Below are 12199 nucleotides of genomic sequence, written 5' to 3'. Positions count from 1 at the left end.
ATTCTATAACATCGTGGTGTTTTTCTGTAAACTACCTTTATAGAGGCCGACACAATTTTTATAGAGTAAATTATAGAGTAACTATGTTTCCAGTCAAACCAGTATGCAAAAAGAAATTTGTACGCAGGGACGGCACAAGCGTAATTTTCATCCAATACTGCCATTCCATTGATAAGCGTACCCTTTTAAATTCAGGTATAGCTATCCCTCCTTCGTGCTGGAACCTTAAACGGCAACGGATAGACGACAACCTACCTGAAAATTACGGCAAGGCAGCAGCACTTAATGAACAACTTCAACGGGCCATTAGAAGTGTGCAGGACATACTAAATTTTGCTATAAAGGAAAAAATAACTGACCCTCTCTCATTCCTTAAAACGACTTTCAAACCGGGATTTGACATTGCTACGCTTACTCAAAAGGCCCAACAGGCCGCGGCCCTCGACCCTAAAACCAATCTTGATCTGATTTTCCAGATAGAGGACTACATCAAATGCAAGCGGGATAAGGTTTCGGCGGGTATGCTGAACGTGTATAAGAACATGAAAGACCACATGGCGGCCTTTCAGGAACACCGGGAAGCCGCTATCACATTCGATTCCTTTGACTTTAACCTGTATGAAAGCCTTGTCAATTATCTGACTTACGACTATGTTCAACGCCGGAGATCGGAGGTTATTGACGGTAAAAAGGAACAGATAAAAGGGCTAAAAACCTCCACCGTAGGCAAAACTATTAAACAGCTTCGTATATTCCTGCGGGATAGAATGCGCCGTAAAATTATCGCTCCTATTGACCTATCCGATTTTAAAATACTGGACGAGGACGCCGATGCCGTATACCTGTCTTGGCCCGAAATTAACCGGATTTATCAGGCAGACCTATCCAAAAAGCCCCATCTGACAAAGTACCGGGACTTATTTGTACTTGGCTGCCTGACAGGGCTAAGGTTTTCCGATTTTTCGTCTATCCAGCCGGAGGACGTACGGAAAGGGTCATTATATAAGAAACAAGAAAAATCTGACCATTGGGTAGTTGTACCACTGAGGGACGCGGCGGAGGAAATATTGCTTAAACGCTTTAACCGCCAGATTCCCGCGGTCAGTAACCCCGAATTTAACCGACATATCAAAGAAGTAGCACAACTGGCGGGCATTTGCGAGTTAATAAAGTTCTCCCATAAAAAGGGAAATAAAGACATAGTACAGGTAAAGCCCAAACATGAGTGGATAACCTCACACACCTGCCGCCGCTCCTTCTGTACTAACGAGTTTTTGGCGGGAACACCCGTAGAGTTGATAATGAAGATCAGCGGCCATAAAAGCCTGCGCGATTTTTACCGGTACATCAGGATTACGCCGGAGGAAGCGGGCCGGAAGATCAGGGAAATATGGGAAAAACGGGGCGATATTGGTATCACAGCTACAGCTTTGGTTAATGTAGGATAGCTGGTAACAAAAAAGGTGTTGTTTCAAATTTATTGAAACAACACCTTTTATAGACTCAACAACCTCACTCAACCTTCAACGAGATAACAAGACTTTCCACTTCCTGTACCAAGTTTTTGCTGACTAATGCAGCGATTTGGCAAGCTTTGTCCTTTTCCGCGCCACTTAAAGGCAAAATGCGGATACGTCCATTTCTTTGATGCACTTCCCGCATCTTACGATAAAATGTCGGTTCACTAAAATTACATTCACGACACATATGCGCCCTGAACATTGCACTCGCATTAAAAAACGCACTGTACAAAATTCTGAGAGGATTAGATTCTAATTCGGACTCATTCACATAAACATATTTCATAATGTATTATTTAGAAAGTTAAATCAATTAACCTCAGACGAATAAAAAAATCTTTGAAATAGCTTAAACTGATTTTACGCGATAGGCCGTCAAACAGACATTCGTCCTGTTTAAAGAGGATTTCTGCGTATCCATCGAAGAATTGCTCTAGGTCATCAACATCAACCTCCGATTGGTATTCTTCCATATTAACCAAATGTTCCTCCAATTCACGACACAGCAAACCGGTGAGGCGCGTCATGTTATCCCGCATTAGGGCTTCTTTTATAGAGAAGGCCGCGTTAATTGTGTTCACGAAGAACCGGCAAAATAGTATGGCCTGATTCCTCTGGCGCATATCCCAACTGTCAGCCTCTGAACTGGACAAAACAATGCTAAATAGCTCCCAGCAGTACTCAGTCAGGCTTTGTTTTGTGGTGTAAAGGGTAATTTTCTCTAAATCAGATAACAGATCAGCCATTGTGATAGATTTAATACAAATCATGACAAAAACGTCTTTCTCAAACACTAATGCAAGATCAAATACAATAAAATCATAATCAATTCGTTATAAGCATATTTTATGGGAATAATCAAGTATTTTAGGGGGTAAATTATCCTGGATAAAGGCATATTTTAGCAGTAAAAAAATCTTATATTTGTTTCATGAGCATTACTACTATGAATAAAAGCATCCATGAAGGCCGGAATATCAAACGATTCCGGGAAATGTTGAATATAACCCAAGAGGCAATGGCGGCTGATCTAGGCGATGATTGGACGCAAAAGAAGATTTCCTTGCTTGAGGGGAAAGAGAAAGTAGAATCTGATATTTTAGATCAGGTGGCGAAGGTTTTAAAAGTATCCCCCGAAGCGATTAAGAATTTTAGTGAAGAAGCAGCCGTAAACATTATCTCAAATACGTTTTCGGATGAATCTGTCGCATACGCACAATACTATAAATGCACCATCAACCCTTTTGAAAAATGGGTTGATGCTATGGAGAAGAACGAGCAGCTTTATAAAGAGCTATTGAAAAGTGAGCGGGAAAAAATAGAAATGCTGGAGAAATTGCTGAATGATAAGAAGGGCGGGAAATAAGATAGTTAAAACCACACATACAAAAGCCACTGTTTTTACACAGTGGCTTTTCTGTTTTCGATCAGACGGTAAAATATCGGCAATTACACGATCACACTATTGTTTGAAACCCCCGCCGGGAGGGGGCATGGGGGGAGGGGTGGCGGGTAGTATTACAAAAAGTGTGTCAGGGTGATTAAAGATTAAGTTTTAATCGTTCACTAAAGATAATAGATAATTGGGCCAATGTCTGATTCCAGTTGTGTACTGGCTTGTTCCATTTGGCACATATATTCTCCTGGACAAGGAATAAGAGCTTCATGAGGGCATCTTCCGACTGGAAGGCGCCCTTTGACTTTGTAACAGCGCGAAGCTGCCGGTGGAAGCCTTCAATAATATTGGTTGTATACATGATTCGGCGAATGTCTTTGTTGTACTGAAAATAGCTACTCAATCTTGGCCAGTTTTTTCGCCAGGATTCAATCACTTTGGGATACCTGGTTCCCCAGTTAGATTCCAGCTGATCAAGGCTTCGTTCTGCCTGGTCAGCAGTAGTGGACTTGTAGACGTTTTGAAGATCTTTCATAAATGGCTTAACATCCTTGTAGGAAAGATATTTCTGAGAATTGCGTATCTGATGTACGATACAGAGCTGAACCTCGGTCTTTGGGAAGATACTTTCTATGGCATCAGCAAAGCCCTGAAGATTATCTATACAGGCAATGAAGATATCTTCCAAACCGCGATTCTGTAGATCTGTCAATACCTGCAGCCAGAATTTAGCACCTTCATTCTCCCCGACATACATACCCAGCAACTCTTTGTAGCCCTCCTGATTAAGGCCTATAATGCAGTAAACAGCGCGGCTGACAACCCGTCCCTCATGGCGGACCTTATAATGGATGGCATCCAGCCAGACGAACGGGTAAACCCTCTCAAGAGGGCGACTGCGCCACTCTTGTATCAATGGCAGAATTTTATCTGTAACACGGCTTATCGTGGCTGTAGAAGCCTCCAAGCCATACATATCCATCAGGTGATCCCGGATATCGCTGTAGCTGGCTCCACGGGCGTATAAAGAAATGATCTGTCGATCCAAATCTACCCCAAGAGTTTTATGACGTTTGGGAACTATCTCAGGCTCGAATGTCCCATTACGATCGCGTGGCGGGTTAATATCTACCGACCCAATGGCGGTCTTTACCTGTTTACGCCCTTTTCCGTTCTTACGGTTGGCATCTCCTTCATCTTCAATATGCGCTTCCAACTCACCATCCAGGGCGCCTTCAAGAAACTCCTTTAGCAACGGCGTTAGCACGCCGTTCTTACCTAAAAGCGTATCTCCGTTCTTCAAACGGCTCGCCGCTTGCTTCTTGAAGGCTTCGAAATCAAAGTTTTGCTTTTCCATATTGTCAGTTTAAAGTTAAAAAACTTTTTACTGACACACTTTATGTAATAGTCTCGGTGGCGTTAGCCCCTCCCCCGGAAAAACAGATTTACCGATTTCTCTTCGCTCTATTCCTTAACTGGCCTGCTTCTTCCTCTTTTTCCCGTGCTTCATGTAGCATAACTGCTATGCGCTGTCTTTCTTCCTCCCAGTGCAGAACGCTATCCCGGAAGGCTTGCGGCTGCGCATGATACAAGCTATCTATCGTAGACAGAAATGGGTGCAGCTGTTTCCCGCCCTGTAGCTGCATGTAACGGTATTTTATATCTCCTGCCCTATAAGCCTGTAAAATGGAGCGTGTGTTGAATAACCATACAGCCCCTAAGACAAGCAACAGGAACAGGCAAGCGGAGACAATCACCCCCGCCCTTACGTGATGATGATGCTTTATTTCCTGTATGGGCGGACGTTTCAGCAGATCATTATTTATTTCAAGATTTTGCGATAGCGTATAAACCGCCGCTGTAGGAAATTTCAGGCGCTCCGGCATTCCTGCTACATCTGCTCTTATCTGCTCTAAAGAAGTACTGACATTCTTTAACTGTTCTGTATAGTCCGGCATTTGCGGCGCCGCGCTATTTATTTGCCGGATACCTTCATCAATTTTATTTAACTTATCTACAATTGTCTGCAATAACAACTCATTCATAACTCATAGTTTAATTCATTCTTAAATAGATTTACTATTACAGGCGCAAACCACGTTTTTTTACTTGCTGCTGTTCTTGTGTAATCTGCTGCTGCATTATCTTTTGTAAGCCTGATACGGAATATTTCCGGTCAATGCTGCTGCCTTTAAAGGCATACAATCCTTTTTTAAAACTAATGCCCTGTAATTGCTGTGTATTTCCTTTGTGCTTATATTGTACGTCTATCCCTTTTTTCACCAGCTCTTTTTCCAATGCTGGCAAGGTTTTACAGCCGGGCAATACAGTTTCAATAGCCTGAAAAATTTCATAGCGGGCTGTTTCTTCATGATTAAGGGCTTGCAGGTTGGTGAGGGCTATTTTCTTTTCGATGGCAGGAATAAGCTGATACTTTTGCGTAAGCTGTTGCGCGGCCTTCTTACCGCGTAATCCTATCCAGTTATCACGGATTACCTTTCCACGGTTGTTGACCAAATTAGCGATAATATGCAGGTGCAAATGATCGGTATCGGTATGCTTTGTTATCACATACTGGGTATTAGTGATACCTAACTTTTCGAGGTATTCCCGCCCTATCTGCGCCATTGCTTCATTCGTCAACTGTTCACCAGGATAAAAGCTAAGGATGCCATGAAAAACAGCCTTTCGCTTGTCTGGTAACTGTTGCCGGCTCATTTCAAAATCATTGCCCATGTGCCGGTAGCTGTAATCTCTCACCCCTTCTGCCTCCAGTATTTCGGCCCTCTGTTCATCTGCGCAAACATAACGACAGCAGCCATAAAAAGATTTACCGGTAATTACTTTACTTATCACGTCTTAACCAGTTTAATAGGTTATCAATCTGGCTACGGTAACTTTCAAAAAGTAGCATGGCATTTAACATGCCCTCTTTGTGGGCTTGTTTCGATACCTGATTGATATTATTTGCCATCCCTATTAATTGTTTGATATATGCCCGTTCCTCGTCGTTTAAACGGGCTATAACACCTCCAAACAATGCCATCTGACGGATATAGCCAGTGTAGCGCAAACCTGCTTTAATGGCCTTTTCTTTGACGATAAAATACTCGGCTCTGGTAAACCGTATACCCGTACGAATTTCTTTCTTTACGGCTTTAGGCGGCCTGCCGCCTTTACCTTTCTTCTTTTCCTGCGTCTGTTCCATAACTGCTACGTTTTAATCTTTGAGGGCTGGCAGCTCTGCTGCCCTGCCCGATCTTCCCGTACAGGTGGCAATGCCGCCTGTACTTTCTCCGCAGACGGGTAGCGAAGATGCCCGTCATTCTCCGCTAAGATCTCCGCACTTCCCCCTTGCGACCACCGGGAGCGAGGGGGCGAGCGGTTTTTGCGCAGCAAAAACACCGCTCGCTAACGGAGCGAAGCCCGTTCCGAATCCGCGAACGGGATGCCGAAGGCGGCCCGTTCAATCTTCGCGGGTGGGGCCTGCGCAAAGCAGCCCCCGCCCGATCTCAGCGTACAGGTGGCAACGCCGCCTGTACCATCTTCCCGAACGGGATGCCAAAGGCGGCCCGTTCGATCTTCGCGGGCAGGGGCTGCGTGGAACAGCCCCGCCGGATTTCCGCGACAGGTAGCAACGCTACCTGTCATTCTTTCGGCCGTTCTCCGGGCTGCAACAATCGCTGTATGTCATTCCAAAGAAAATAGACTCTGGATTTGATCTTGTAAGGCTTTAGCCTACCATCCTTAACCCAGTCGTAGATAGTCTGCCGGCACACTTGGAACAGGGAGCATACCTCGGCAATCTTAAAAAGCGGCTTGTAGGTCAAGCCGGGTGTTTCATAAACCGGGGAAGCGGGCCGGCCTTTTTCTGCCTGTTGGACTTCCTCACGTATGATCTGACGGACATTCTGCCAGAACTGCCCCGGTTCGTAAGGAAATAGCATTGGCGTTGCTGTACTTCCATTCTTCACATTGTCTTGCATAGCTCTACGATTTTTCTGCAACTATAGTAAAACAACAAGCCCGTAAAAAGTAAAGTATACTTTTTACGGGCTTGACAACGTTTGGCATGTAGTTATACAGACCTACAACCTCATTAATTTTGCGTCTAGTTGTTCCACAACCTTAATTCCCGAAGAGAATTCGATAACTTCAAAGAAGTTGTGAGCTTCTTCCAGACTTTTCCCAATTTCGGTTTGCTTATGAGGGGAAAGCGTTTGTACTTTACAGGTAATCAGTTTTAAAGCCCTATACATATCGTCTGGGTCTTTGCCGAACAGATGCATTAACCGCTCTCCGTATTGGCGGTTTGCTCCCGTTATCTGTAACCCGCTGGCTTTAGCCAAAGCATAATAAACAACTGCGGCTGCGAAATTGGACATTTGTGCCTGTTGACACTTTTTAAGATGCTGTAATTGTTTACCCTCATAGTTCTCCATGATGGTATCCAACTTGGGCAGAAAATCGAAGTAAAAAAGCTGACCATAAAGCCCCAAAACCAATATAGGAAAGCTAATCATTCCTGTCAGAAAGAGGCTAGGGATATAAAATCGGGTAAAACTGTTAGTAACTGGTAGGGTACTAACTACGGCCACTAAATAAAGTGCTGCAAAATGAACTAAAACATGCCGAATCCAATAATTGGCGACTACCTTTTTACGGGTAGCATTTAGGCTCCAACCTTGGTATTCCTTTCGGAAATAGTTGTGGGTAGTTACAAATGTTTGCTCAATGTAGTTGTTTGTTAGGGGGAGGTCAAAGGTAGCGAAGGACTGCAACCATGTCAAATTCTTTTTCATACACAAATCCTTTTAAATAAATTGCAATAACTAAATATAACAAATTTCAACCACAATATAAATTATCAATAAAGATAATATGACCGGGATAAATCGGCTAAAAAGTGGCAACGCCTTGTTGGATTCAAAGTTGAATTACTTCGTCGAATATTTTAAGTTTTGCAATCTAACATTTGGATTACTTTATGATATGGAATTGGATAATCCAATATCTATTGTCGATAGAATAATTTTGCAATTGAAACATAATTCTGAAGACAAGAAATGTATTAATTACTTGAATTTGCATTTTTCTAAATTAATAGATACATATGGCGAGTACCTATCTACTTTTAACACATTCAGTAATGTCAAAGCCTTTATTGACAGCTATGAGCATTTCAACAAGGTAGGAGAAAAATACAACTTAGTTCAAGCGGATATCAACCAAGTGACTACAAACTTTATGAGTTTAAATACACAGTTGAAGAAAGAAATGGTTGATAAATCAATAAAGGAAATTATCTCTTTTATTACTTGTGAACATCCTTTAAATAAACATAGCAGTGAACTGCGGTTTCATACAAGGCTATTGGCATCTGAATTACTGTTCATCAGAAAAGGAAAAAAAGAAACGGAAAAATTATTCTCCAACATTTTTACATCAAACTATAAAATGTTTCCTTATCCTGCCAACATTACCACTGATAAGCAGAGACAGGAATTCTTTACTAAAGTCAATATCGAAACCAGGCTTATTGCTATATCGAATTTAGTAAACGAAAAACAAGAGTTTAGCAATATCATTTTCAAAATAAGAGGACTAAAGCTGCCACAAGATTACAAATTTGTCCATAATGGAAATAAAATAGTTTCCCCTCAAAATGAAATCTTAAAAGGATTAGAGGCTCATTTGATGAAGATGGACAGAGATTTGTTAGAAAGACATTTTAATGACGAGTTTGCATTTTGCATTGTTGAGACTAACTTTCATAGTTTATCAATTGCTCATCCTGAAGCATTGACAAAAGCATCTGTCACCATCGAATTTATGAATGCTATATTAGACAGAACTTATCAAATTGACACGAAGGCATATATTTATACAAACGACTTTGAGAACTACGGTTATCATATAACTGGGGATAGGTCTATTCACATGTTGGATGCGCAGGATATTAGTATAATTGAAGATAATGCATATAATTTTTTCTATAAAAACAATATACAAACAGCCAACTTTTTTTTATCATATGAGCCTACTTTCTTAAAAGCAAGAATGGATAGAAATGTTGCTCAACTGTGGCATTACATTGAAATTTTGTTGCAGAGAGAGGATACTTTTATACGAGAAACTGTAGCTCTATCGCTTTTAATTAGTGAACAGAAACAACGCTCTCGAAGAATTAGAGCTCATCTGCGGAATACTATTCACTATTGTATGTTAAATGGGATAGACATAAATATTAGCCGGGAGGAAATGAGAAAGTATGTCCATGGTGAAGAAGAGCTCGAAGACGCAGCAAAACTAATAAAAAGTGCTTCTTTTACTTACATGCTTGAATTAACAAATAAAAAAATGACACCGCAGCGATATAGGCTGGTTTATACGGCATATTTTTCTATGTTGACAGAAGCGTATGAACAAAGGAATATGATACAACATGGTGGCATTTATCAAGAACGGGCTGGCATTAAGCTATATAATTCTTTTCTGGATATGATCGTACGTTTTAGATGGGTTCTATTTGACTATATGAGCCAATATCCTAGTAATACAATGGAGGACATCTTAACGAAGATTAGAACAGATGGTAATGCTCTAAAGAATTAAACATTTGTTTTGATTGACTTAAATAAAGCTATAGATTTGTACAGATAGTTCGTTTTTTATAAAGCTACGTCTATCAGAAAGCCACTCACAGTTTTTATAGAATAAATTATAGAGTAAAAAACAAAACCCCGCGCCAAGCGCGAGGTTTGTAAGTTGTCTGTGATCCCGCTGGGACTCGAACCCAGGGCCCATACATTAAAAGTGTATTGCTCTACCAACTGAGCTACGGAATCATTCCCTTTTTCGAAGGGAGTGCAAAGATAGAAAATTATTTTATTCTGCAAAATAAATATTTGATTCTCAGCCTATACCCCTGAAAACCGCACAAAAAATTGTAAGTTTTTTACACCAGCACGCCTGTAAGGCCGCTGTACTTTTGTACCATGAAAACTATTATTACCCTCACCGGGAAACACGGCGTTACGCTGAAAGCCATTGCCCATACCGATCTGCAGGAGCTGTCTGTGCTGGCCAACAATCCTGCTATTGCGGCCAACCTGCGAGACAGTTTTCCTTCTCCCTACTCGCTGAAAGATGCGGAAATATTCTTTGCACTTATTCAGCAAGGTAAACTGGACCACGTATGGGGCATCTATGCAGATGATCAGATTGCGGGTGTTATCTCCCTTACCCGGCAAACAGACATCTATTATCATGCTGCTGAAATCAGCTACTGGCTGGGGGCGCCCTACCATGGCAAAGGCATCACCACGGAAGGGGTGGCGCTTGTGACGGCCTGGGCTTTCGGGGAACTGAACATTTACCGGATCTACGCAGGTATATTTGCGTATAATGATGCTTCCAAAAAAGTGCTGCTAAAAAACGGCTATCACCTGGAAGCGGTGAAAGAAAAAGCGATTATCAAGCAGGGCCGCCTGTATGATGAACACCTGATGGTTAAACTGAATTGCTGATGACTGATCATATAGCTCAAAAAATTGCAGAAAAAGCCGGGGTGCCCGGCATGCCTGAGGCGCTCTGTTCCCTCAGTGGCTCGGACCTGTCGTCGTTGCTGATAGAAGTGTTCCGTTTGCGGGCGGAGCAGACGCCGGCCGGCTCGCTGCTGCAACAGTACCAGCGCAATTCCTTTGCGCAACCGGCTGATACGGACATGGTCCTGATGCTGGAAAAAGAACTGGAGATACTGCGCTATCTGCGGCAGCAACACTATCAACCGCTGGAGCTATCGCCTGTAGGGCAGTTCGGCAGTTGCGCGGTTGTGGGTACCGTTAGTCAGAACAAGATCATCTCCGCCATTCGCCATACGGAAGTGATGGCCGACGCTACCAATGCGCTGGCGCTCCATATGGCGGGCATCCGGAGCGCCGGCGGGTTCAACAGCGAAATACTGCGGTACAGCACTGTCCACCGGCATATCCGTGCGATGCGCCTGCCGGTAAAAGGCTATACGCCTCACTTTAAAGTGGCGTGTATGGTGGCTGCAGGAAAAGATACCGGCAACTATTCGTTCGAACTCACCACGATAAAAGAGCAGCTGCTGCATATTTATTGGCTGCTAACTGTTATTTTTACTATAAAGCAGATATCGGTGAAAATCATTCCGCGCGGAGGCTATCCCGGTGATACGCTGATCTCCGCCATCGGAGCGCTGACTACCGGCGTGCCCATGAAGATGGCTGTTGAACCGCATGCGGAGGAAAACAACTACTACAAAGGGCTGCAGTTTAAGGTGCTGATACAACCCGAACAAGGCCCGGAAATGGAAATTGCGGACGGAGGTTTCACAGACTGGACACAACAGCTGACAGGCAACAAAAAGGAACGCTGCCTTATATCCGGCATAGGCTTAAGCCTGCTTATCAAATATGCGCAACACCAGCAAAGTAATATTTGAAAACGAAAAAGGCCATCCGCTCAGGATCGCCTACCCTTCCCCTGCCCTTTGCTCACTGGTTGAATATTATTTTGAGATAGATCTGTCAACAGCGACTGCGAGCCAGTCCATGAAAGGACTCCCGGCCATGACCACACTGCTGGCTTTTCAGTTGCGCCCTGCCGCATGGACATCCGTTAACGACGCCAACGGCAAAGTGCTGCTGTTACAACATTCTCAGTTCCTCGGACATCTGACCCATTCCTGCAGCAGCACGTACGCCCCCGGCACGTTGATGTTCTTTATCAAGTTAAAACCCGGCTGCGCAGTGACGCTTTTTCGTTGTCCGCCGGCCGAACTGGAAAACAACCAGCTGCCACTGCCCTGTTTGTTCAAAAATCCGGACCTGGAAGAACAACTGGGCACTGCCAATGGTTTCGCAGACCGCGTCAGGCTTTGCAACGAGGTCTTACAGCGAATGCTGTTACAGCTTCCCGGCAACGACCACCGGTTTCAGATCGTTGAGCACTGCCTGCGTAAATTTGAGTCATTGCAGCTCAGGAACGAAAAAGGGCTGCAACATCTCTGTGGCAGCCTGCACGTGACCTACGCTTCCCTGAGACGGTACTTCCTCTCGACAGTAGGTGTAACACCCAAGTTTGCACAGAAAACTGTCCGCTTTAAAAAAGCCTTACAGGAATACAGATCGCGTGGTTATAACTTCTACTATGAAGATTTCGGCTACACGGACTTTTCACATTTTGCCAAAGATGCAAAGGCCCTTACCGGGTGCAGTCCCCTGGAACTGTGACACACTCCGGCCTGAAAATTGTG

14 protein-coding genes and 1 tRNA gene are annotated in these 12199 nt (G+C 43.4%); 6 read left to right on the top strand and 9 right to left on the bottom strand.

Annotated elements, in window-relative coordinates; translation table 11 throughout:
- Positions 1-83 precede the first annotated feature (83 nt).
- Entirely contained in the window at positions 84-1448 is a 1365-nt protein-coding gene (locus ACTJJS_RS33430) for a tyrosine-type recombinase/integrase (protein WP_440668384.1), read from the top strand.
- Positions 1449-1512: 64 nt separating this feature from the next.
- Here the strand turns inward: ACTJJS_RS33430 and ACTJJS_RS33425 are convergent, their stop codons facing one another.
- Together ACTJJS_RS33425 and ACTJJS_RS33420 are read right to left on the bottom strand one after the other, a co-directional pair.
- Positions 1513-1806, bottom strand: a complete 294-nt coding sequence (locus ACTJJS_RS33425) for a hypothetical protein (protein WP_440668382.1) — start codon at positions 1804-1806, stop codon at positions 1513-1515.
- Between the two features lie 10 nt (positions 1807-1816).
- Complete coding sequence (locus ACTJJS_RS33420) at positions 1817-2266, bottom strand: hypothetical protein (protein WP_440668380.1); 450 nt, start codon at positions 2264-2266, stop codon at positions 1817-1819.
- A gap of 185 nt (positions 2267-2451) precedes the next feature.
- Between ACTJJS_RS33420 and ACTJJS_RS33415 the strand changes: the two genes are divergently transcribed.
- Positions 2452-2886, top strand: coding sequence for a helix-turn-helix domain-containing protein (locus ACTJJS_RS33415; RefSeq protein WP_188091516.1), 435 nt, complete (start codon positions 2452-2454; stop codon positions 2884-2886).
- A 175-nt stretch (positions 2887-3061) separates the two neighbouring features.
- Here the strand turns inward: ACTJJS_RS33415 and ACTJJS_RS33410 are convergent, their stop codons facing one another.
- The 6 genes from ACTJJS_RS33410 to ACTJJS_RS33385 form a co-directional block, all read right to left on the bottom strand.
- Complete coding sequence (locus tag ACTJJS_RS33410) at positions 3062-4273, bottom strand: IS256 family transposase (RefSeq protein WP_440668377.1); 1212 nt, start codon at positions 4271-4273, stop codon at positions 3062-3064.
- 88 nt (positions 4274-4361) lie between these two features.
- Positions 4362-4961, bottom strand: coding sequence for a hypothetical protein (locus ACTJJS_RS33405; protein ID WP_440668375.1), 600 nt, complete (start codon positions 4959-4961; stop codon positions 4362-4364).
- A 37-nt stretch (positions 4962-4998) separates the two neighbouring features.
- Positions 4999-5772 carry a relaxase/mobilization nuclease domain-containing protein gene (locus ACTJJS_RS33400; protein WP_440668373.1) on the bottom strand — a complete coding sequence of 258 codons (774 nt, stop codon included), beginning with the start codon at positions 5770-5772 and terminating at the stop codon, positions 4999-5001.
- Positions 5762-6124, bottom strand: coding sequence for a plasmid mobilization protein (locus tag ACTJJS_RS33395; RefSeq protein ID WP_078668357.1), 363 nt, complete (start codon positions 6122-6124; stop codon positions 5762-5764). The genes ACTJJS_RS33400 and ACTJJS_RS33395 overlap by 11 nt, the downstream gene beginning before the upstream one ends.
- 439 nt (positions 6125-6563) lie before the next feature.
- Positions 6564-6902, bottom strand: coding sequence for a helix-turn-helix domain-containing protein (locus ACTJJS_RS33390; protein WP_440668371.1), 339 nt, complete (start codon positions 6900-6902; stop codon positions 6564-6566).
- 102 nt (positions 6903-7004) lie between these two features.
- The gene (locus ACTJJS_RS33385; protein ID WP_440668369.1) at positions 7005-7718 is read right to left on the bottom strand and encodes a hypothetical protein; all 714 of its coding nucleotides are present in this window, start codon (positions 7716-7718) and stop codon (positions 7005-7007) included.
- A 190-nt stretch (positions 7719-7908) separates the two neighbouring features.
- On the opposite strand from ACTJJS_RS33385, the gene ACTJJS_RS33380 reads away from it, so the two are divergent.
- Entirely contained in the window at positions 7909-9531 is a 1623-nt protein-coding gene (locus ACTJJS_RS33380) for a hypothetical protein (protein ID WP_440668368.1), read from the top strand.
- A gap of 160 nt (positions 9532-9691) precedes the next feature.
- Here ACTJJS_RS33380 and ACTJJS_RS33375 read toward each other — a convergent pair.
- Positions 9692-9764: transfer RNA gene (locus ACTJJS_RS33375), tRNA-Lys, on the bottom strand.
- Between the two features lie 150 nt (positions 9765-9914).
- On the opposite strand from ACTJJS_RS33375, the gene ACTJJS_RS33370 reads away from it, so the two are divergent.
- From ACTJJS_RS33370 to ACTJJS_RS33360, 3 genes are read left to right on the top strand one after another with little or no spacing between them, the layout of a single operon-like run.
- Positions 9915-10445 carry a GNAT family N-acetyltransferase gene (locus ACTJJS_RS33370; RefSeq protein WP_440668367.1) on the top strand — a complete coding sequence of 177 codons (531 nt, stop codon included), beginning with the start codon at positions 9915-9917 and terminating at the stop codon, positions 10443-10445.
- Positions 10445-11386 carry a hypothetical protein gene (locus tag ACTJJS_RS33365; protein ID WP_440668366.1) on the top strand — a complete coding sequence of 314 codons (942 nt, stop codon included), beginning with the start codon at positions 10445-10447 and terminating at the stop codon, positions 11384-11386. Before ACTJJS_RS33370 ends, ACTJJS_RS33365 begins: the two co-directional genes overlap by 1 nt.
- Complete coding sequence (locus ACTJJS_RS33360) at positions 11358-12176, top strand: helix-turn-helix domain-containing protein (protein WP_440668364.1); 819 nt, start codon at positions 11358-11360, stop codon at positions 12174-12176. Before ACTJJS_RS33365 ends, ACTJJS_RS33360 begins: the two co-directional genes overlap by 29 nt.
- Positions 12177-12199 lie beyond the last annotated feature (23 nt).

Origin of the sequence: Chitinophaga sp. 22308, assembly GCF_052045305.1 — a bacterium.
Taxonomy (GTDB): domain Bacteria; phylum Bacteroidota; class Bacteroidia; order Chitinophagales; family Chitinophagaceae; genus Chitinophaga; species Chitinophaga varians_A.
The sequence above is the reverse complement of the archived record's forward strand: the minus strand, read 5'-3'. Positions and strand labels throughout refer to the sequence as shown.

Excerpts from the sequence above, each read along its gene's own strand:
- ACTJJS_RS33385 (WP_440668369.1), bottom strand. The coding sequence starts at position 7,718 with ATGAAAAAGAATTTGACATGGTTGCAGTCCTTCGCTACCTTTGACCTC.
- ACTJJS_RS33390 (WP_440668371.1), bottom strand. The coding sequence starts at position 6,902 with ATGCAAGACAATGTGAAGAATGGAAGTACAGCAACGCCAATGCTATTT.
- ACTJJS_RS33395 (WP_078668357.1), bottom strand. The coding sequence starts at position 6,124 with ATGGAACAGACGCAGGAAAAGAAGAAAGGTAAAGGCGGCAGGCCGCCT.
- ACTJJS_RS33370 (WP_440668367.1), top strand. The coding sequence starts at position 9,915 with ATGAAAACTATTATTACCCTCACCGGGAAACACGGCGTTACGCTGAAA.
- ACTJJS_RS33410 (WP_440668377.1), bottom strand. The coding sequence starts at position 4,273 with ATGGAAAAGCAAAACTTTGATTTCGAAGCCTTCAAGAAGCAAGCGGCG.
- ACTJJS_RS33360 (WP_440668364.1), top strand. The coding sequence starts at position 11,358 with ATGCGCAACACCAGCAAAGTAATATTTGAAAACGAAAAAGGCCATCCG.
- ACTJJS_RS33430 (WP_440668384.1), top strand. The coding sequence starts at position 84 with ATGTTTCCAGTCAAACCAGTATGCAAAAAGAAATTTGTACGCAGGGAC.
- ACTJJS_RS33405 (WP_440668375.1), bottom strand. The coding sequence starts at position 4,961 with ATGAATGAGTTGTTATTGCAGACAATTGTAGATAAGTTAAATAAAATT.
- ACTJJS_RS33420 (WP_440668380.1), bottom strand. The coding sequence starts at position 2,266 with ATGGCTGATCTGTTATCTGATTTAGAGAAAATTACCCTTTACACCACA.
- ACTJJS_RS33425 (WP_440668382.1), bottom strand. The coding sequence starts at position 1,806 with ATGAAATATGTTTATGTGAATGAGTCCGAATTAGAATCTAATCCTCTC.
- ACTJJS_RS33415 (WP_188091516.1), top strand. The coding sequence starts at position 2,452 with ATGAGCATTACTACTATGAATAAAAGCATCCATGAAGGCCGGAATATC.
- ACTJJS_RS33365 (WP_440668366.1), top strand. The coding sequence starts at position 10,445 with ATGACTGATCATATAGCTCAAAAAATTGCAGAAAAAGCCGGGGTGCCC.
- ACTJJS_RS33380 (WP_440668368.1), top strand. The coding sequence starts at position 7,909 with ATGGAATTGGATAATCCAATATCTATTGTCGATAGAATAATTTTGCAA.